A 20,549-nucleotide genomic window follows, 5' to 3' on the forward strand; every position below is an offset into this window, starting at 1 on the left:
CTTCGTCCGATCCGGTGGCACACACCGATTCCACACCTTTCAGGACACCTGGCGCGGTCGACCGGTGGCACGGCGTCACCTCCCCGGCGAACTTCTGAGCCCTCGGGCCAGGAGGACTACCGTCGAGAGGAGGACCCGGGGGTGATGGACGTACTACTGGAGCAGTACGCCGGATCGCCGCCTCAGGGACGACGACTCGGCGGCTCCGACAGGACATCGTGGTGTACATGAGTTCCCTCGCGTTTTCCGTGCTGCTGTCACTGGTCTCCGCCGTCGCCTACGCGGCAGGCGCGATCGTCCAGGAGCGCGTGGCCGCGGCCGGTGACAGCAGCCCGTACGCACCGCTGCGCAACAGGGTCTGGTGGGTGGCGGTGGCGCTCAACGGCGTGGGAGCGGTGCTGCACGTGGTGGCGCTGGCGTACGGGCCTCTCAGCCTCGTACAGCCCCTCGGGGCACTGACGATCGTCTTCGCCCTCCCCATGGCGGCGCTCTTCGTCCACCGCAGGGCCGGGCGCACGGCGTGGCGCGGCGCCGTGATGGCCACGGTGGGACTGGCAGGACTGCTGGCCCTCACGGGGAGCGCCGGATCCCACACGCTGGCCGGGCCGGAACAGTTCGCGCTCGCGACGGGGACCACGGGCGCCGTGGTGGTCCTGCTGGTTCTCGCCAAGGGGCTTCACCGGCCGATGCTGCGCGGCGTGGTGCTGGCGACCGGCGCCGGTATCGCCTTCGGCATGGCGTCCGTCTTCACGAAGACCGTGGCGGTGGAGTGGACCTCCGGCTCGGTGACCTCCGGGCTGCCGACCCTCCTGGTGATCGCGGGGCTGGCCGCCGCGGGGCTGCTGCTCTCGCAGGCCGCGTACCGGGGCGCCGGGCTGACGGCTCCGCTCGCCACGGTCACCGTGGTCAATCCGGTCGTCGCGGCGGCGGTGGGCATCACCATGTTCGGGGAGCAGTTCCGCTTCGGGTTGACGGGCACCCTGCTCGCCCTCGGCTGCGGTGCGCTGGCGGCGGCGGGTCTGGTGCTGCTGACCACGGAGCGCGTGGGGGCCGAGCGGCTTGCGCCGGAACCGACGGGGCCCGGGGAGCGTACGCCGGAGGAACACGTCGACACGCCTGGCGGGAGCACCCGCGCGCGGCCTGCGGTGGTGGTCCCGGAGCCGGCGAGACCCGTGGATCCCCAGGGGGCGGCGGTGCTGCCGGACCCGTTCCCGGGGCCCACGGCGCTCTCCCTCCCGCTGACCCTGCCGTTGGACCACGGTGGCGGGCGGGTGGAGTTCGGCGGGAGGCAGCCTGCCGCCGGCCCGGCCCGCCGGAGTGACTTAGAGGGCCGGGCGGGGAACGTTCAGACGCTGACTCCGCCTGCCCTGAGGTAGGCCAGGGGGTCGATGTCGGATCCGTAGCCGGGGCCGGTACGGATCTCGAAGTGCAGGTGCGGGCCGGTGCTGTTGCCGGTGGACCCCGAGCGTGCGATCCGCCGGCCGCCGCCGACCTGCTGTCCCTCGCGCACGTGCAGCGAGGAGAGGTGCGCGTACTGGCTGTACCTGCCGTCGCTGTGGCGTATGACGATCTCGTAGCCGTACGCGCCCGCCCAGCCGGCCGAGACCACCTTGCCGGACGCCACGGCCTTCACAGAGGTGCCGGTGGGCACCGGGAAGTCGACGCCCGTGTGGTAGCCGCTGGACCATGAACCGGCCTGGTGGTACGGGGTCCCGGTGCCGGCCGACACGGGAGCGGTGAGACCGGACCGCGGCTTGGACGCCTTCTTCTCGGCGGCGGGCCCGGACTTCTCCGTCGCCTTCGGAGTGGCCCGGGGCGTGGCGGGACGGGCCTTCTCGGTGGCCTTGGGAGACGTCTTCGCGGCTTCGGGAGCGGCGGTCCTCGGAGCGGCGGTCCTCGGAGCGGCGGTCCTGGGGGCGGCCTTCTGCTTCGTGGCGGTTCCGGCGCCGTCGAGGCTCAGGCGCTGCCCCGGGATGATGAGGTCGGGGTCGCTCCCCACCACGGTGCGGTTGGCCGCGTACAGCCGCTGCCAGCCCCCCTGGACCCGCTCGGTGGACGCGATTCCGGAGAGCGAGTCGCCACGGGCGACGGTGTACGACTCGCGCGCGCCGGGCACGGCGGTGGGCGACGCCTTCGCCGTCACGGTGTCATGGGCGGTCTTCTCCGAGGGGCCGGACGTCGGCGCCTCGTCCTGCCCGCCGTCGACCGCGACCTGCCGCCTCGACTGCGGGGCCATGTCGGGCGCGTCGCCGCCCTGCTTCAGGCCGGCCCGTACGGAGCACGTGGGCCAGGCCCCCGGGCCCTGCCCGTCGAGCACCTTCTCGGCCACGGCTATCTGCTGGTCCCTGGTCGCCAGGTCCGCCCGGGCGGCGTAGGCCGTGCCACCGTAGGCGGCCCAGGTGGACCGGGTGAACTGCAGTCCTCCGTAGTAGCCGTTGCCCGTGTTGATGTGCCAGTTCCCGGTCGATTCGCAGGCGGCGACCTTCTCCCACACATCGGTCGTGGCAGCCCCCGCCGAGGCGGCGGTGAGAAGCGGGAGCGCGATGCCCGCACCTCCCGCCGTCACCGTGAGCGAGGCACGGTTGATCCGGCTGGGCTGGTATCTGCGGTGCCGTCCGGTCGCGGCCATGATCAGGCTCCCCCACTGGCAGTAGGACACGTCACAAGCCGTCAACTTATGTGCACACAGCGGGTGATGACAAGTAACAGTCCGCTCCCGTCGTCCGTGCGCCCCGGCGCACGACCCCTGCGGACGGGGACGGGAAGCGACGATGGAGGAGCAGGAGAGCGCTCTATCGCTCGGCTCTGTCGCTCCCCGGTCCGATGCTATAAATGCGCTCATGACGGATGCTCTGCGACCGGCCGGCGCGGCCCCCACCCTGGAGGACGTGGCGCGGACGGCCGGTGTCTCGCGCGCCACGGTCTCACGTGTCATCAACGGAGTGCGCAACGTCGACCCCGCGATCCAGGAGGCCGTGCGGCAGGCGGTCTCCGTCACCGGCTACGCGCCCAACCGCGCCGCCCGCTCCCTGGTCACCCGGCGCGCGGACGCCATCGCCCTGGTCGTGTCGGGCGCGGGCGTCGAGCCGGACGGCGAAGGGGCCGCCGCGGAGGGGTCCTTCACCGCGCGGGTCTTCGCGGACCCTTTCTTCGGCCGGGTCGTGACGGGTGTCGTCAACTACCTGCGGCCGCGCGGGATGCACCCGGTGCTGATGTTCGCCGAGACCTCCCGGGCCCGGGACGAGGTGGTGGCGTATCTGCGGCAGGGCAGCGCCGACGGGGCGCTGATCGTGTCGACGCACGCGCAGGACCCGCTGCCGGGCCTGATCACGGACGCCGGTCTGACCGCCGTGCTGTACGCGCGCCCGGCCCGGCCGGTCGGGATCAGCTACGTCGACCTGGCGCACCGGGACGGCGCCCGGCTGGCCGCGGAACACCTGCTGGCGCGCGGCTGCCGCCGGATCGTCACCATCAGCGGGCCGCTGGACGTGCCCGCGGGGCAGGAGAGGCTGGCGGGTTTCCAGGACGCCCTGACACAGCAGGGGTCGTGCGTCCCGGCCGTCGCGGAGGGGCGGTTCACCCAGGAGAGCGGCGAGGCGGCGATGGAGCGGCTGCTCGCGGAGCACCCCGGCCTGGACGGGGTGTTCGCGGCGAACGACCTGATGGCGACCGGGGCCTGTCATGTGCTGCGGGAGCACGGCAGACGGGTGCCGGAGGACGTGGCCGTGATCGGCTTCGACGACAGCAGTGCCGCCTCGGCCTGCCGGCCGCCGCTCACCACGGTGCGGCAGCCGGTGGAGGACATGGCGGCGGAGATGGCCGGGCTCCTGCTGGACCGGCTGGCCACGCCGGACCGGCCGGTGACCTCGGTGATCTTCGAACCGGTGCTGGTGGTCAGGGACTCGGCGTAGGCAGAGGCCCGCGGCCCTCGGTGCCGCCGGGGCGCGTCGGCCTCCTTGGCGGCGCCGCCGACGGAGTGCCGGGCGTGCGGCGCCGGCCCACCGCTGTGGTGGCCCGGGACCCGGGGCACCACAGCGGGCGGTGCGGCCGCCCGGCCGGTCCGACGTGACTCAGCCCGCCGGGGTACGGCTCCGCCCCGCAGGCGGCGACGGTCGGTCCGGGGCCGTGGTGGCGTCCGGAGGCGCCGTGCGCGCCGGACGGGTTCCGCCGCGTGCCAGGAAGTCCGACAGGGGCAGGGTCGCCGCTCCCACCGTGACCGCGTCGGGGCCCAGATGGCCCAGGTCGATCGTGGTCCGGGCGGCCGCGTGGTCGAGGGCGTACTCCTTGGCGTAGCGGCGGATCTGCGGGAGCAGGTGCGGGCCGACGAGCAGACCGGCCCAGCCGCCCAGCAGGATGCGTTCGGGAAGGAAGAGGTTGACCAGGTCGGCCAGGGCCGCCCCCAGGCACTCCGCCGTCTCGTCCAGGATCGAGACGGCCACCGGGTCCGGGGCGCCGCCACCGGGCCCCGGGTAGGCGGCTGTGAGCAGCGCCGCCAGGGCGGTCTCGTCGTCGGCGTCCGGTGGCAGTGGACCGCCCGCCTCGTGCCAGCGTTCCCGCATCGCCTCCGCACCGGCGTACGCCTCCAGGCACCCTATGGAGCCGCAGCGGCAGCGGCGGCCCCGCAGCTGGACCGTGGTGTGTCCCCACTCCAGGGCCGCGTTCGAGGGGTCCTCCTCGAGGATGTCCCCCCGGTTCACGCTCGCCCCCACTCCTGAGCCGATGAGGGCGACCGCCGCCGCTGCCGCGCCACGGCCCCCGCCGAACCACATCTCCGCCTGCCCCAGCGTCTTCGCACCGTTGTCGATGAAGAAGGGCACCTCAGGCGGTACCTGCACGGCCTCCCGCAGCAGCCGTTCGAAGGGAACGGCACTCCATCCGATGGTCTGACCGTGCACGACCGCTCCCGGACCGCCCGCGGCCTCCGGCGCGTCGCGTTCGATGATGCCGGGCACCCCGATCCCGATGCCGAGCAGCATGCGGGGATCGGCGCCCGCGTCGCGCAGGACGTCCAGGACGCCCGATCGGACGTGGCCGACGATGCGGTCGACGTCGTATCCGTGCTGGGCCAGCAGCCGGTCGGTACGCGCGAGTTCCACCAGGGAGAGGTCGAACAGCTCGACCCGCACCCGGGTCTCCCCGATGTCGATGCCCACGAACAGCCCGCCGCCGGGGGCGATCCGCAGCAGAGTACGGGGGCGTCCGCCGTCGGAGTCGACGATGCCCGCCTCCTCCAGGAGCCCCTCCGAGGCCAGCTCGGCGACCACGTTGCTGATGGATCCCGAACTCAGCCCGGTCGCCGGGCCCAGCTCCTGACGGCTCAGCGGGCCGTCGAAATACAACCGTTGCAATACCCGCGCCCGATTGCCCCTTCGCAGGTCACGCACGGTCCGTCTGCTGCGCTCAGCCATGTTGCTCCCTTCGTCCCGGCAACATACCCCGGCGCCGACCCTTGACGGCGACTTTCTTCACCTCTTAAATCACGTCTTAAATTAAGAGCAAGGCGCAAGCAGGGCCAAGGACAAGACCCTCGCTCCGGGCAACGCCGAGTACGCACAGAACCAGTCCCTGACGGACTTCGCCAAGGGCCGGACGGCGATGGTCCTGTGGCAGGCCGCGGCTACCACCTTCGCCGCCCAGGGCACGAAGCCGGAAGACTGGGGTGTCGCCCCCGTCCCGGTGCCCGACGGCGTGCCGGGGGCGGGGAGGCAGACCAACTCCATGGTGGCCGGGATCAACATGGCGGTGTTCAGGAACACCAGGAACATCGACGGCGCGAAGAAGTTCGTGAAGTTCATGACGAGCGACGAGGAACAGAAGATCCTCTGCAGGACCTACGGCTCGGTCCCGCCCGTCAAGGCCGCGCAGTCGGATTCTGGCCCCAATGATCGTCGGCATCGTGATGAGCTTCCGTCAGCCCTGGGCCTTCATGTTCCAGCGGGACAACGGACTGGTGAACCACCTGCTGCACGACCAACTCGGCATCACCGACCAGCCGTCCTTCTGGCTGATCGGCGACAACAGCATCTACGCGCTGATCATCGTCTCCGTCTGGAAGGGCTGGCCGTTCGCCTTCCTCATGCTGATGGCGGTGCTGCAGAACATCCCGCGCGAGCTGTACGAAGCCGCCGCCATCGACGGCGTGGGCGTCTCTACGGTTCCCGGGGGGCTGATCCTCACCTACCTGACGTTCTCGCTGCCCTTCTCTGTCTGGATGCTGCTCGGCTACCTCGACTCCATCCCGAGGGACCTGGACGAGGCCGCCATGGTGGACGGCTGCCGGCCCGATGCGCGCTCTGATCCGGGTGGTCGTGCCGGCCGCCGTACCGGGGATCGTCGCCGTGTCCGTGTACGCCTTCACGACGGCCTGGGGCGAAGTGCTGTTCGCCTCCGTCATGACCGACGACGCCACCCGCACCCTCGCTGTGGGCCTGCAGGGTTACACCACCCAGAACGACGTGTACTGGAATTAGGTCATGGCCGCCTCGCTCGTCGTCAGCGTGCCCGTCGTGGCGGGATTCCTTCTCCTTCAGCGCTACCTCGTCGCCGGGCTCACCGCGGGAGCCGTCAAGTGACCGTCAGGGAGGGGCGGCCGGTGCTCGACGGGGAGCCCGGAGCCGCACGGTCAGGAGCGACGGACGGCGCCGGGGCTTGTCGTCAATGTGATCTTGCCGGGGCTGCACCTGGTGGAGCATTGACACGACGGCGTACGCAGCATGTGGCAACCCGATCGCCGAAGTGTCGCTCGCGGGGACGTGACCGCCCAGGCGCGGATCCGCGAGCACTTGTCAGGCCGGTATAGCGCTCCCTACTCTTTGTGGCCATGACAGTAGAGGCATTTCGAGGCGGCCAATTACGTTTGAACTGGGTGAGGTCGTCCCGCAGTGACCGTTCCTGAGCAGGCTGCCGCGAAAGTCGGCTCACGGTACACGCACAGCGAGGCGACCCGTTTGCTGTGCGGGGGTGTCTACTTCGACAAAATGTTCCGACGCCGTGTCATCGAGGAGCTGGTCGAGCATGAGGAACGCCCGGTCGCTCCTTCGTTGGGTATCGACGCCGTTCCGGTCCTTGCACACGCACTGCGCGCCCGCCGTCGGGAGGCCTGGACCGGGCTGGCCCTGCTGCTGATCTGGGCGCTGTTCATCGGCCTCGGACTGGCCGGGACGGGATCGGAGCAGACAGTGTTCCCGATCCCCTGGTTCGTGGCATATGGACTGGTCAGCTTGGCGTCCTACGCCACACGAGACGCCACGAGTACCGCCTTTACGCTGGATCGCGCGGTACTGAAGCAGGCCACGCGTGGCCGCCTCAAATCCGTTCTGCCCGTTCTGCCGTTCGCCTTGATGCTCATCTACTGGGGTGCGGCCGGCATCTCAGTGTTCTCCGGCGCGGACACCTGGGCGGCCATAACGCTCCCGTTGCTGCTGATGCTGCCTGTAGGAGAGTGCCAACGGCGCGTCCGGGAGGTCGTCCGCAGCGAGGTGACCCGTGCTGCCTTTCGGGCAGCTCCTCGCAAGAAGCTGCCGGTCAGTGAGCAGTTCGAACGGATTGGCGCGGCTATCGACCGCGAGCAGCATGCCCGGCTGACGATCTATGACCCATTCCGGCCGTTCGTCGGTGCAGGTAAACCGTATAAACCGTGGTCCGTGGTCATGGAGTTGAAGGGCGCTGACGCCGATACCCAGCCGCTCACCGGACGTGAGGTCATCGACCTCATCAAGCCGGGGCTGGAGGAGCTGCGCGAGTCAGCGGCAACCAGCCGTGATCGTCTCCGCTACCTTGAGGTCGACGAGGTCGTATATCTGCCGGTCGGGCTGACCCGTGAACGATTTTTGCGGGAGCTTGAACAGGCCGACAGGCATATGGAAGCCGCGGTCGGCGAGGGTGGTGAGGGGCGTCGGCACTTCCTGCGAGTGCGCATTGGAGCGTGGGACGAACAAGTCGGGGTCTCTGTCCTGGTCCGTGTTCACACTCAGGGCGGAATGCTCGTTCTGGAGGTCATTCCACACGTACTCAACCCGTTGCGCCTGCAATTCCGTTCGGTCGACGTGATCGCACAACGTGCGGGGGATAGCGGGGTACGCGACCTTGTTCGTCTGCTGCTCACTGGCTCTGGTGCGGGCGTTGCTGCCGGGCTCAGCTTGTTCCTCACGGCTGTCTCCGCTATCCGTGTCTGGCTGACTGTGCCGAGGTACGCGCTGCCGGACGGACCCGCCGCGTCAGTGCGGGAGCTGGGGAGCGTGGACGAACTCTCCCTGTTCCAGGAGATGGACATCAGTCGGTACGTGAGGACCCTCCAGGATCGGATTGCAAGCAGGGTGGGCCGGGCGCTGCATGCGAAGGGTTACGAGACGGGCGACTTCGAGCGCTACGTCATCAATGTGAGCGACGGCGGAGTTTTCGTTGGGGAGATAAGCAACAGCGCAGTGTCCGTGGGCAAGAAGTCGTCAGCGAAGCAGGTTCAGTCGAAGACGGTGGGCAAGAACTAGGGAGGCGGTACGTTGTGTCTGTGGACAATGGGAATCGCGATCCGCAGCCGGGCGGTATCAGCATCGGCACCATGCATGGCAGCGCTGTCGCTCAGGGATCGCATGCCAAAGCTGTCAACGTCACGCAGAGCACGGCCGATGCGTCCGAACTGCTGGCGGCAGTGACCGCCCTGCGCGATCACCTGAGCGTGCTGGGTGACCTGGATGCCCAACTCGCCGCTGCCCAGGGGGAGATCACAGCAACAGGGGAGATCACGGCAGGGCGTTTGGAGTGGCTGCGCGACCGTATTGCGATCGGCGCGACTGCGGCCACCGGACTTGCCACGGCCGGGCAGGCCGCCGAGCAACTCGCGCGGCTCATCGCCGGGCAGGTGTAGGCGCCGTGGAGCAGTGGGACGAGGACAGACAGAACTGGACGGAGCCAAACCTCCCGGAGGGGCCGCCGCCGGGCACCAAGACCGCGCGGGTGGCGGTGGTGACTGCGCTCGCGGTTACGATATGCGCGGCGGCGGGCGTCGGGATCTGGGTCTGGGCGCCGGACACGGAACCTAGCGCCCCGCACTCCGACCCACCGCTCCTGACCGCGCCAAGCGCGTTCGACAGCCCTCCATCCAGGCCCAGAGAGACAGCCGGTTCTGGCGGCTTTCCATCGGACCCGTGCGTGGCAGTAAGCGACGAGCTGGTCCAGGAGTGGGGGCTGCACGTCAGCGCTTCCGAGGAGAACTCCTGCCGATGGGACTCTGCGCTTAAACGGAAGTCCCTCAGGCTGAGCTTCAGGGCTGGGGCACCGCAATGGCCCGGCGCTTCAGCAATCAAGATCGACGGTGTCTCCTCGGCGAAGCTCTACAAGACTGCCATGACATGCATGATCGGGTGGCCGACATCGCATGGTGGCGTGAACCTGTCTGCCAGTACAGGCATCGGCAGCAACCGAGACCTGTGCGAAGTAGCTGCTGACTTCGCAGCGGCGGTAGCCCCCAACCTGCCCACCTGACCTCAATAGTCCAAAGGGGCTTTGAGGTTTTGCCTGGTCAACGGCGCGAGTTTGGGCCCTGTAGCGAGGTGGCGCTATAACCGGGATCGGTCCGCCGCCTGTCCCGCCAAGAAGTGGCCGCGCCGTGTGTAGTGACATCGGGCCGCACAGCGGCCGTGGGTGACTGGTGACAGCCCCCGGGCCCGCGGCCCCGTCCGCCGCCGTCCGGGGGCTGCCGGCGTTCGGCACACCGCCCAGGAGCGATCAATCGGGGAAGGCCCGGCGCTTATGCTCAACCGCATGGAGCAGAGCGAAGTCCTCAAGCGAGTGATCGGCATCCTCACGGAGGCCGGCGAGATGCAGCGCCACGCCGAAGGGGACACCGGAGGCGTCGATCCGGACGTGGGCGGGAACATGGTGACGACCCTGCTCAACGAGACGATGCCGCACATCGCCATCCCCTCCGACGCCACCGTCGAGGAGATGGCCGCCTTGGTGGGACATGAGGTCGGGGGCGCCGTCGAACAGCTGGTCGGAGCTTTCACACTGGCCTTCATCGCGCTCGCGCAGATCCACGACTCCGGACAGGAGGACGTGAGTTCCGCGGATGTGCTGCAGGATCTTGCACTGCGTGCCGAGGAGCTGAGCTCGGGTGACGAGGGCCCGGAGGAGCCTCCCCGGTAGCGGCCGCCCCGCTCCTGACGGAACGACGAGGGAGCGGCCGGGGGAACGGGTGACGAGGCCGATGTGACCGTCACACGATTGGCTCGTTTGCCGGGTGACGGTTCTCTGCCCACGGCTCGGAAGGCCCCCACCCCATGCCTCTCCATCCCTCGCCGCTTCGCCCCCTCGGCCCCGGCGCGCATTTCGGTGTGAAGGAGGTGGAGGCTGTACTCGTCGAGCACTATCCGCGTCTCGTGCGCCTGGCCTACGTCACGCTGCCGCCGAGCCTCGGCCGGCACCGCAGGGTGCTCGCGGCACACACGGCGGTACAACGCGCCCTGCACGGCAGGGCCCGCCCCGCACCGGGCCCGGGTGCGGAGGGCATCCCCGCTCCGCGGTCCGCGGACGGCGTGGTCGACGGCACCCGCACACCCGCCTACGCCACGGTCCGTCTCAGAGTCGTGCGCTCCGCGCTGGCGTACGGACGGAAGCCCCGCTGGTGGCCGGGGACGGTGCCCGCACCGGCGGCACTGCGCCCCTCGATGCCGGTCGTACGAGGGCTCCGGCTCTTCCCCCGCGCCGGCGGGATGGACGAATTCGCCCTGGACCGCGCCCTGGCGGACGTCCCGGCGGCTGTCCGGGCGGCGTTGGGTCTGCGCCTGCTCGAGGCGCTGTCCGGCGACGCCGCGCAGACGCTGCTCACCGACGCCGGCGTGAGAGATCCGGGCGACGCCGTGAAGGCGGCGGCTCAACTGGCCGGGAGCGACCACGAGCGGGTCCGGCGCATGCTGGGGTCGGGCGAGTTCGATCCCTGCACGGTCCAGACGCGCCCCGGCGACCTGCTGCGCCGTCGGCACCGGGTACGGGCGGGAGCGACGGCCCTCGCCCTGCTGATCGTCGCCGGCGGCATCGCCCTCACGGCGGGCCCGGCCTCCGACGACGCCCCGTCGCGGGCTGTCGCCAGGCGGGCGACGGTTCCGGGCGGTGCCCTCGACCCCACGGCACTGCTGCGGACGCCTCCGGAGCAGTGGGCGGACACCTCACGCGTGGACTTCAGCGCCTGGCCGCCCCGGGGTGGCCGAATCGGCGACCGTGAGCTCCTGGAACGAGCCCTGGACAGCTGGGCCGCCCCCCGGCCGGACGTCGCCGTCACACGCACCCCCGGCACCGCGGTCGTGGCCCCTGTCCAGCCACCCCAACTGCTGTTCGCGGGCGACCTGGACGGCCGGACCGTGGTGCTGTTCCACGACGGCGGGGTACGCGTCGTCCGGTACACCGAACCGCTGTCCGGGAAGGGTGTCCCGGCCCTGGACTTCGCCCGCGCCGACGACGCCGACGTCACCACGGCGGCGGCGCTCAGCGTCAGCCGCACCGCCACTTCGGCGAGATATCTCCTGGCGCCCTGGATCACGGAGCCGACGACCAGGGACCTCCTCGCACCCGACACCCCCGCGCGGCCGCTGGACGTGGACGGTGACGGGATCACAGCCGCTGTCCCCCGACCCGACCAGGGCGGCGGATGCGGGTCCTGGCCCGCGATGCAGCTGCGGTCCTCCGAGAGGATCGTGGAGAAGCACGCCTTCCTCCTCACGGATCTCGGCGACCTCGCACCGGTGCACCTCACCCACACACCGGCGCCCGGCTCCGGCGCTCCGGCCCGCCGGCCACGCGAGGCGACGGGTGCCGACGCCCTCGTCGGCTGGGCCCGCACGGCCTGTTCGCTCCGGGACCTGCGCGGGTCCGGGGTGCGCGCGGTCAACAACTGGCACTTCGCGGTGCAGCCGTTGCCCGGAACCCGTTCCACGGCTGACTGGGTGTGCACCCGGGCGGACACCTGGCGTGGTCCGGGCCGGGTCCTCGTGCAGTTCGTCCCGCCCGCCGCTTCGCCCTCCGCACGGGCCGAGGTGGTGTCCGACCGCCGGAACAGCGCCCTGTGCAGCCGGTTCGGCCAGCACGTCGTCGCCGGCACACACTGGAAATCGCCGGCCGGAACGTGGTATGTGCTCGCCGCGGGAAGCCGCGCAGTGCGGCGCGTCGAGGTGGGCGGGTCCGTCCACGGGGCCGCCGCCGGCACGACGCTGGCGGTCCGCGCGCCGCGGGACGCCGTGTTCCGGGTGACCGCCGGACTCCACGACGGCGGGGCGGCGCCTTCGGCCCGGTGAGAGGCTCCGGCCGACGCACGGTGAGGGACGCCGTGCGGCACATGGAGAGTCCGCGGTGGGCTCACGGGTTTACGTGAACCCACCGCGGACGGTCCTGTCGCACCGACGGCGGGGAGTGGGACGGCGCGGCGGGTTGCGTGGCGGTCAGCGCCGGTAGACACCGAATTCGTGGAGCGAGTAGCCCCAGGGGGTGCCGCGCACGGAGGTGTTCACCCGTACGTAGCGTGCTTCGCCCGTCACGTCGATGTCGTCGATGCCGCCGTTTCCGTCGGTGACCGTGTGGACGGTGCTCCAGTCCTGGCCGTTGTCCGAGGTCTGCACGGTGTATCCCTTGGCGTACGCGGTCTCCCAGGCGAGCTGCACGTGGTCGAACGCGGTCCTCGCCCCGAGGTCCACCTGGATCCACTGCTGGTCGGACCAGTCGCTGGCCCAGCGGGTGCCGAACGACCCGTCGACGGCGTTGCCCGCCGGGCAGGGGCAGCCGGTGCCGTCCGGCTGGAAGGTGGACGCGGTGGCCGGCTTGCCCGCCGCCACGTTCGTATCGCCGGCTTCGGGCGGGACGACCCGGAAGGACTTGGTCTCGATGCCGACGTTGCCCTTGCCGTCCGAGCTCTTGAGGTAGACCTTCCACACGCCGAGGCGGTCGGGAGCGGTGACCTCGAAGGTGCCGTCGCCCTTGTCCGTGAACCGCGTCCCGTCGAGCTGCCCGCTGTCGTTTACGTACTTGCCGCCGAGCAGCACCTGGTGTGTCAGCGGATCGCCGTCGGGGTCGGAGACCGAGGCCTTCACGGTGAAGGGCCTGCCCGCCTGGACGGCCGAGGCGTTGTCCACCGTCATGCCGGTGATCACGGGCGGGGTGTTGTCGCCCGGGGTGCCGGCCCCGTACGCCTCCTTCACGGCGTAGTACGAGAGCCGCTTCTGGCCCGCCGGGAGCAGGTTGAACCAGACACCGCCGAAGTCGTACTCCGTGCCGTAGTGGAACAGCGTCGCGCCGAGTGCGACTCCCGCGTGGCCCGTGACGCACTGCCAGGCCCTCTTGTAGCCGTCGGCCTTCGCGACGTCGGTCGGCTCGTCCGGTACGCCGTTGGCGTCGTCGGGCACCTCCCACTCGCCTGCCGGACCGCCCTCGGTCACGATGTACGGCTTGTCGAAACCCCCGTCCTCCCACGTCCTGCGGATGTCGCAGACGGCGCCGTAGGAGTTCACCGCGTACAGATCGAGATCCGGCGCGTTCCTCCTGAAGTACGGCCAGGCCCCGGTCCAGGCGTCTGTCGAGGTCACCGGATGGTTGGGGTCCACGGCGTGGATCTTCTCGGTGATGTCGTTGACGAAGGTCGTGTACGCGTCGCGCTGCTGTTCCAGGGCGTCACCGCTGTAGCAGTTCTGCAGGCCGAGCACGGACTCGTTGCCCACGTTCCACATGAGGACCCCGGGGTGGTCCTTGTAGGTCTCCACCCACTTGGGGAACTCGGCGAGCATGTCGTTCTTGTAGGCGGTGTCCGTCAGGTAGTCGACGCATCCGCCGCTTCCTGGTCCGCCGCCGGGCTGGAGCCAGAAACCGGCGATGACCTTGATGCCCTGGCCGGCCGCGCTGTCCAGCAGTGGTTTCGTCGTGGCGTCGGTGCCCCAGGTCCGAATGGTGTTGACGCCCATCGACTTGACGTCCGGCATGTACTGCCCGGCGTCGGCGACGGCGGGGCCCCAGGTCAGGCCCTTCACGGTGTACGGCGCTCCGTCGACGGTCAGCTTCCAGGCGCCTTGCGATCCCTCGACCTTCACCACACTCCCGGCCGCCTGCGCGGCGGGCACAGGCAGGGTGGTCGCTCCTGCGGCGACGAGCGCGGCTACGGCGAGACGTGCGGTCGTGCGTCCGCGGCCGCGGACCGGGGCGGTGGGACGTGGCAGTTTCATGCGGGTGACAGCTCCTCGTGGGGGGAGTGACAGGGAGAGCGCTCTCCCTCATGGGCGCGGTTCACCCATGAGGGAGAGCCTGCTGGGGTCAGGGAAGTTCGTAGTTCTCGTCCAGAGCGGCGCCCTCACCCGGGTTGTTCTGGTCGTAACCCCGGGCGTCGCACTGGAGGCCGCCCACGATGCAGTGGCCGACCATCGCGTCCAGCGTGGCGTCGTCCCAGGCGTTGAAGAAGTCGTAGTGGAAGGAGTGGCCCGTGCCGCTGGCCAGTCTCACCTGCGACATGTCCCCGTTCACCGGCCAGGCCATCTTGAACTCGATCATCGGCAGGGCGACGGGATGGCTGGCCGGGCAGACGTCCTGGTTGGCGCCCGTCACGACCGGATAAGCCATGTGGGCCTTGTGGTCCGGGGTGTCCAGATGTTTGCCGTCCCAGCAACTCGGCGCCTGCATACGGAGGTTGAGCTGTGTGTCCCGGCTGGTCGGACACGTCGCCGGGAACTCGTAGTTGTGGTAACTCTCACCGCACTCGTACCCCTCGACCATGCCCGGATGGTCGCGGAACTCCGCGGCGGTCTGCGTCGGGCTGCCGACGACGAAGCGCAGCCCCTTCGGGAACGGCCGCACGGTCCGGTAGTCGGTGACACCGGCTTTGTAGTAGATGGTCTGCGGACCGGCCGGGCGCACCTCCTGATCCCCGTCGTACAGGGTCGGCATCCAGTACGCGGACAGGTCGCCGGGCGCCTTGCAGGCGGTGCCGCCCTCTCCGAGCGACGCGGTCGTGCTGTTCTCGTCCGTGGAGTCGTTCCCCATGAACGTGTGGTTGTGGGACTTGCCGGTCTGACCGGGGTAGACGATCGGGTCGACCGACCCGGTGTGGTCGACCGAACAGTTCGCCTGGAACTCGTGGAAGTACCGGTGGGGCGGGATCTCGACTGACGGCTCCACGTCGGTGACCGGAGGGATCGCCGGGATGTAGCCGTCACCGTCGGGGTCGTCCCCCGAGGGGACCGGGTCTGCCGGCGCCACGGCGTGCCCTTGTGTGTGCCGCGTCCCCTGCATGACGTGCGAGACCGGGGCGGGTGCGCCGGCCCCGGGCGACGCCCCGACCGCGGGGGCACCGGCCCTGGTGATCGCCGTGAGCCCCGTGACCACCAGGGCCAGCGCGGCGATGGCGACCAGGGCGGACACCAGGGTGGATCTGCTGATTCTTTCGGCCATGCGGACCTCCGTGCCGCTCTGCGTCCGCGCACATCGGGTGCGCGATGGGGGGAGAGTGGAGCTGGATGGTGCGTCGTGCGGAGAACTATGGGAGAGCGCTCTCCCAAGCGCTGTCAGTGTTGCGCCGCCGCCGAGAACATGTCAAGAGTTGGTGAACGGTGCGCGATGTCGGCGGAGTTGGGACTCCGGAGGCGAGGCCGGCTGCTCGCGAACGGACCGCACCCGGCGATCGCCGACAGCCGCGGCTACCCGCCCCGCGCGTATTCGCCCTGTCCTTCGGTGCCCAGCAAGGGTTACCGAGTGTCACATCGGAAAGATGACGAGCGGCCTGAGCGGGCGCGGAAAGAGGCGAGCGGAGTCCGGTCCTGAGCGTCGCGTTCACCGCTGCGGGCCGTGCCGCGGCCCGATGCGCGGTGATGTGTGGCGACGACAGCGGGCGCCCGGAAGGGTCCGGCTCCGGACAGGTGGCCGGCCGCCGGCCTGGCGCACCGCGCCCTGTGGGACGAGTCGGTCCGGACTCTCCTCGACAGCGGAAAGGGACGAGTTCGTCACGCGCGTGATGGGGGGCCGCTTCGAAGCGTGCCCGCGGGGCGCTCAGACCCTCCGGGAGCACACGGTCACGTCGGTCGGGCGCCGCGCGCGGGATCGACGGCGAGAGGCCGGCCTTCCGCCGTCCAGGCCCGCCGGGGTCTGCTGCGGCAGGGGGTCACCCCGCTGCCGCAGCAGACCGGTCGCCTTCCCCGCCGGGTCACCGGGACCCGGCGGGGGTCGGCCGTCAGGCCGTGTGGAGGGTCAGCCCGTAGCGGTTGAGGATCTCGTTGATCGGCTGGTGCCAGGTCTCACCGCCGCTGCTGCAGTTGCCCCAGCCGCCCGAGGTGACGCCCTGCGCCTGGTCGCCGCTGATGAACGACCCGCCGGAGTCGCCGCCTTCGGCGCAGACGCTCGTCTTGGTCATCTGATGGACGGCGCCCTGGCTGTAGTTCACGGTCTCGTTCTTGGCGAGGACGTTTCCGCAGTGCCAGTGGGTGGTGGAGCCGGAGCGGCAGATCGAGGCGCCGATGGGGGCCTCGTTGGAGCCGCGGACCAACTGGTCGGAGACGGTGCCCCAGCCGAGGACCACGGGGACGGTCCACCAGCCGCTGCCGACGTTCACCCATGCGTAGTCGTTGTCGGGGAAGGACGAGCCCTGGAAGTTGCCGATGGCCGAGCCGTCCCATCCCCTGACCGCTCCGCCCGCCTGGCCGCAGTGGCCGGCCGTCACGAAGCCTCCGTGTACGGAGAAGCCTATGGAACAGCGGACGTTGCCTGTGTAGTACGGGTCGCCGCCGACCGTTCCCGCGGCGAACGTCTGCGGCGCCTGGGCGGTCCGCCTCACCGTGACGGGTCCGACCTCGCGCGCCTTCGCCACGAACGCCCGGACATCGTTGTCACCCTGCTCGGAGGCGACGACGTTCACGACGACGCTGTTCGCCCGGGGATCGACGTGCCAGCTGCTGACGCCGCTCGGTGCGGAGAGCGCGTCCAGCCTGTTCTTCACGGCGTCGAGCTCCCGCGCCGTGTGGTCGACCACCCGGACGTCCGCGCCGGCCGCCCGGACGGCACCCGCCTCGGCGGCGTCCGTGACGGCGACCGTCAGCCTGCCGCTGTCCGCGTCGAACCAGGAACCGCCGAACGATGCCCCGGCCGCGCTCCGCGCCGTTCCCTCCAGGGCCGTCGCCTTCTTCTCCGCGGTGAGCCGGGCCTCGGCCTGACTCTTCGTCAGTCCCAGGTCGCGCTGCATGGCCGTGATGATTCCGGCCGAGGCCTGAGGCTCCGCGGAGGAAGCGGAGTCGGCTGCCGTGGCCTGGGTCAGGCCGGCGGTCGCCCAGGTGCCGATGATGAGCAGTGCGGAGAGACCCGTCCGCACCATCGTCGTATGTCTCAAGGGAGTGCCCCTTCTGTTGTTCCAGCATCGTGGGGGTGGAACAGGAAGCATCCGAAAGCCGTCTGAGAGCGCTCTCAGAGTGCCGCTACGGACTGTAGTCCAGTTCGTCGGGCAGGTCCATGCCAATGACAGCCCGCGGATGCGTCGCGGACCGCTCGTCACTCGCCCATGACACCCGCTGCCGATCGGATGCGGGGACCGCCCACGCGTCGACGATCCCCGGTGTCAGGGGGCGAGCAGCGGAAGCCCGGCGGCGCGCCACGGCGCGCGGAAGGCGTCCCATCTCGTACGACCGCTCTCCGGCGAGGTGTCCCAGATCCGTACGACGTCACCGGCCACCGAGCCGATCCGCTGCCAGCCGGGGTCGCCGGTCGCGGCGAAGGAGGCCCACGCGTGTGCCATGCGGCCCGAGAGTTCGTGGTCGGCGGCGCCCGGAGGTCCCCCCATGAGGAAGTGGGTGTTCTCGTCCACCACCGTGCCGAAGGCGAACGGGATGTCGGCGCAGTGCCAGGCCCTGACCGGCTGCCCTCCGCCGTCGCGCCGGCGGACGAACCGTGCGAGATGGGCGCGCCCTCCCGCGCGCGCGTGGGACTCCGCGAACCTGCTGCTGTACTCACCGAACATCAGGTCTCCGTACACGGCCAGGTAGATCTCGTTCGCGGAGGCCTCTGGCATCAGCGCGCGGTAGTCGTCGAGCAGGGAGCGCGGGAGCCGGTGGTCGGAGGCGAACGCGGTGAGCTGCCGCTCCGTGGTGATCTTCGCGCAACCGCCCACGGCGTCCAGCAGCCAGTACTCCTCCGTGGTGTGGCAGACCATCAGGTCCACCTCGCGGGACGTTCCCGCGGCACACGCCGTCAGCGGGTCGGCGGGCAGTCCGGCCACGCCCGCCACCGGGCCGTAGATCGCAGGATCGTAGTGGCGGTGCCCGGACCCGGGATCCAGCCGGTAGCTCTCGGCCACACGGTCGGAGGCCTCGACAAGGGTCTTCGGAGAGGCTGACACCAGCCCGGCGCAGGTGGCGGGGACTCCGGCCGCCGCTGCCACCTCCGCCGTGGTGCGGGCGGCGGACTCGGGGGTCGCGCAGGCGTTCACCGCACTGTGCGCGATGGCCCGGCGGAACAGTCCGCGTGCCTCGTCCATCGCCATCAGACAGGCGACCGAGGTCGCTCCGGAGGACTGCCCGGCGACCGTCACCCGGCCGGGGTCGCCACCGAACGAGGCGATGTTGTCCCGCACCCACCGCAGAGCGGCGATCTGGTCGAGCAGCCCCCGGTTGTCCGGACAGGCGGTCTCCCCGTCGGCGGCCGGGACGTGGCCGAAGCCCTCGAAGCCCAGCCGGTGGTTGAGGGTGACCACCACCAGTCCGTGACCGGCGAGGAACGTCCCGTCGAAATCCGGCTGCGCCGAGGAACCGAAGACGAAGGCGCCACCGTGGATCCAGACGAGCACGGGGAGCGCCTCGCCCTCGCCGGCCGGGGTCCAGATGTTGAGGTTCAGGACGTCCTCGTCGCCCGGGTACCAGACCGGTGAGCCGGGAAGCTCCGCCGACTGGGGGGCGACGGCCCCGAACACCGAGCAGTCGCGTATGCCGTCCCACGGCGCGGCGGGCCGCGGGGCGCGGAACCTGTCGGCACCGAAGGGTGGGGCGGCGTACGGGATTCCGCGCAGCACGGCGATTCCCGGATCGCGGGCGGACCGGCGCCCGGCGACCGCTCCGGCCTTCGTCGTGAACACGCTCATCCCTGTCCCCCGTTCCGCCCCTGTCCCGGGGCGCGGAGCCAGCCTCGCACCCGACGGGAGGCCCCCGCCAACACCTGAACGGCACCGACTGACGCATCTCCGATGTGAATCCGGTGTGGGTCAGTCGGGGGACCCGCGGCCTGTCGGCCATCACGACGGACCTCCGTACGCCGATTCTGGAGGTGCCCGCCACGATCCTTCGTACAGGAAGCTGGGTGACAGCATGGCAGCCGATCCGTCCGGAGCGGCAGGCGTGCGCGTACCGGACACGAAGCTCGCGGTCGAGGCGACCGAGCTGGTGCGCGACACGACTGACGAGCTCGTGTACCACCATTCCCGCCGCGTCTTCCTCTTCGGCGCCCTGCGGGGGCGCCTTCGGGACCTCTCCTTCGATCCGGAACTGCTCTACATCGGCGCCATGTTCCACGATCTCGGGCTCGGTGAGCGCTTCCGCTCCAGCGGACGGCGCTTCGAGGTGGACAGCGCGGACGAGGCGCGGAGCTTCCTGCAGGCCCGTGGGGTACCGGAGGACAGTGTGCGGCGGGTGTGGACCGCCGTCGCCCTGCACACCACGCCGGGAATCCCGGCCTTCATGGAACCCGAGGTGGCGCTGGTGACGGCCGGTGTGGAGTACGACGTCCTCGGCATCGGTTACGAGGACCTCTCCGACGCGGACCGCGCGGCGGTCGTAGCGCTCCATCCACGGCCGGACTTCAAGCAGCGGATCCTCGCGGCGTTCACCGAGGGGATCCGCCCGAAGCCGGAGACGACCTTCGGCAACGTCAAGGCCGACGTCCTCCAGCACTACGTTCCCGGTTTCGAGCGCGCGGACTTCGTACGCGCGATCCTCGAGTCGCCGTGGCCGGAGTGAGGGCGATCGCCACGGCGGGGCCGGATCCGTCCATGAGGGAATCGACGTGCGGTATCGGAACGGAGTGATCGTCATGACCGGGGACCGGGCGGAAATGCTGGGTCGGCTCGACGTCTTCATCGGTGAGTGGGTCCTGGACGCGCGCTTTCCCGAGGGCCGGCCGTCGCCTCCGCGCCCCGGCGGCGACGGCCCGACGGCGCGCAGCCGCTTCGAGTGGGCCCTGGACGGTCAGGTCCTGGTGCAGCGCACCGAGATTCCGGCCCCTGCGGCACCCGACGGCCTGATGATCGTACGGGCCGACCCGGCGACCGGCTCGTACACGCAGCACTACTTCGACTCAAGAGGCGTGGCCCGTCTGTACGCGATGACCTTCGACGGCCGTGTGTGGACGCTCACCCGGGAGTCGCCCGACTTCACACCCCTTGACTTCCGCCAGCGGTTCACCGGCACGTTCAGCGAGGACGCCACAGCCATCACCGGTGGCTGGGAGGTCCGCTTCGACGGCGGGGAGTGGGAGCACGACTTCGCTCTCGACTACCGCAGGGTGGGCTGACTCCGGTCTCCTCCCGCCCCGGCGTCTCGTCCGGGCCGTCGTCGTGA

General features: G+C 70.6%; 15 protein-coding genes and 2 pseudogenes. 11 read left to right on the forward strand and 6 right to left on the reverse strand.

What is annotated here, in order from left to right:
* Positions 1-227: 227 nt before the first annotated feature.
* Positions 228-1,376, forward strand: coding sequence for a DMT family transporter (locus tag LWJ43_RS02300; protein ID WP_277330575.1), 1,149 nt, complete (start codon positions 228-230; stop codon positions 1,374-1,376).
* Here the strand turns inward: LWJ43_RS02300 and LWJ43_RS02305 are convergent.
* Entirely contained in the window at positions 1,346-2,629 is a 1,284-nt protein-coding gene (locus tag LWJ43_RS02305) for a transglycosylase family protein (RefSeq protein WP_277330576.1), read from the reverse strand. The two genes, LWJ43_RS02300 and LWJ43_RS02305, sit on opposite strands and share 31 nt — an antisense overlap.
* A gap of 211 nt (positions 2,630-2,840) precedes the next feature.
* On the opposite strand from LWJ43_RS02305, the gene LWJ43_RS02310 reads away from it, so the two are divergent.
* A complete protein-coding gene (locus tag LWJ43_RS02310; RefSeq protein ID WP_277330577.1) occupies positions 2,841-3,911 on the forward strand; it encodes a LacI family DNA-binding transcriptional regulator in 1,071 nt (356 codons plus the stop codon).
* A gap of 159 nt (positions 3,912-4,070) precedes the next feature.
* On the opposite strand, the gene LWJ43_RS02315 is transcribed toward LWJ43_RS02310, so the two are convergent.
* Entirely contained in the window at positions 4,071-5,408 is a 1,338-nt protein-coding gene (locus tag LWJ43_RS02315) for an ROK family transcriptional regulator (RefSeq protein ID WP_277330578.1), read from the reverse strand.
* 103 nt (positions 5,409-5,511) lie between these two features.
* Between LWJ43_RS02315 and LWJ43_RS02320 the strand changes: the two are divergent.
* The 7 genes and pseudogenes from LWJ43_RS02320 to LWJ43_RS02350 all read left to right on the forward strand — a co-directional run.
* Positions 5,512-5,916: pseudogene (locus LWJ43_RS02320) on the forward strand (extracellular solute-binding protein); the annotation flags it as partial.
* A gap of 1 nt (position 5,917) precedes the next feature.
* A pseudogene (locus LWJ43_RS33010) lies at positions 5,918-6,148 on the forward strand (carbohydrate ABC transporter permease); the annotation flags it as partial.
* A 136-nt stretch (positions 6,149-6,284) separates the two neighbouring features.
* Positions 6,285-6,470, forward strand: a complete 186-nt coding sequence (locus LWJ43_RS33015) for a hypothetical protein (protein WP_462100965.1) — start codon at positions 6,285-6,287, stop codon at positions 6,468-6,470.
* 411 nt (positions 6,471-6,881) lie between these two features.
* On the forward strand, positions 6,882-8,486 hold the full coding sequence (locus tag LWJ43_RS02335) for a hypothetical protein (RefSeq protein ID WP_277330579.1): 1,605 nt from the start codon (positions 6,882-6,884) through the stop codon (positions 8,484-8,486).
* A gap of 20 nt (positions 8,487-8,506) precedes the next feature.
* The gene (locus LWJ43_RS02340; protein WP_277330580.1) at positions 8,507-8,863 is read left to right on the forward strand and encodes a hypothetical protein; all 357 of its coding nucleotides are present in this window, start codon (positions 8,507-8,509) and stop codon (positions 8,861-8,863) included.
* An 884-nt stretch (positions 8,864-9,747) separates the two neighbouring features.
* Positions 9,748-10,143: a hypothetical protein gene (locus LWJ43_RS02345; RefSeq protein ID WP_277330581.1), complete on the forward strand. Its 396-nt coding sequence runs from the start codon at positions 9,748-9,750 to the stop codon at positions 10,141-10,143.
* 134 nt (positions 10,144-10,277) lie between these two features.
* A complete protein-coding gene (locus tag LWJ43_RS02350; protein WP_277330582.1) occupies positions 10,278-12,284 on the forward strand; it encodes a hypothetical protein in 2,007 nt (668 codons plus the stop codon).
* Positions 12,285-12,428: 144 nt separating this feature from the next.
* Here the strand turns inward: LWJ43_RS02350 and LWJ43_RS02355 are convergent, their stop codons facing one another.
* From LWJ43_RS02355 to LWJ43_RS02370, 4 genes are all read right to left on the reverse strand, one after another.
* Positions 12,429-14,195: a galactose-binding domain-containing protein gene (locus LWJ43_RS02355; RefSeq protein WP_277330583.1), complete on the reverse strand. Its 1,767-nt coding sequence runs from the start codon at positions 14,193-14,195 to the stop codon at positions 12,429-12,431.
* A gap of 88 nt (positions 14,196-14,283) precedes the next feature.
* On the reverse strand, positions 14,284-15,414 hold the full coding sequence (locus LWJ43_RS02360; protein WP_277330584.1) for a DUF1996 domain-containing protein: 1,131 nt from the start codon (positions 15,412-15,414) through the stop codon (positions 14,284-14,286).
* 775 nt (positions 15,415-16,189) lie between these two features.
* On the reverse strand, positions 16,190-17,323 hold the full coding sequence (locus LWJ43_RS02365; RefSeq protein WP_277335784.1) for a S1 family peptidase: 1,134 nt from the start codon (positions 17,321-17,323) through the stop codon (positions 16,190-16,192).
* A gap of 240 nt (positions 17,324-17,563) precedes the next feature.
* Positions 17,564-19,078, reverse strand: a complete 1,515-nt coding sequence (locus LWJ43_RS02370; RefSeq protein ID WP_277330585.1) for a carboxylesterase/lipase family protein — start codon at positions 19,076-19,078, stop codon at positions 17,564-17,566.
* Between the two features lie 223 nt (positions 19,079-19,301).
* Between LWJ43_RS02370 and LWJ43_RS02375 the strand changes: the two genes are divergently transcribed.
* Both LWJ43_RS02375 and LWJ43_RS02380 read left to right on the forward strand, forming a co-directional pair.
* Positions 19,302-19,949 (forward strand): HD domain-containing protein, encoded by a 648-nt coding sequence (locus LWJ43_RS02375; RefSeq protein ID WP_277330586.1) that lies wholly within the window; start codon positions 19,302-19,304, stop codon positions 19,947-19,949.
* Between the two features lie 46 nt (positions 19,950-19,995).
* Positions 19,996-20,502, forward strand: a complete 507-nt coding sequence (locus tag LWJ43_RS02380) for a hypothetical protein (protein ID WP_277330587.1) — start codon at positions 19,996-19,998, stop codon at positions 20,500-20,502.
* Positions 20,503-20,549: the final 47 nt, after the last annotated feature.

This window comes from Streptomyces sp. JH34 (genome assembly GCF_029428875.1).
Classification (GTDB): Bacteria; Actinomycetota; Actinomycetes; order Streptomycetales; family Streptomycetaceae; genus Streptomyces.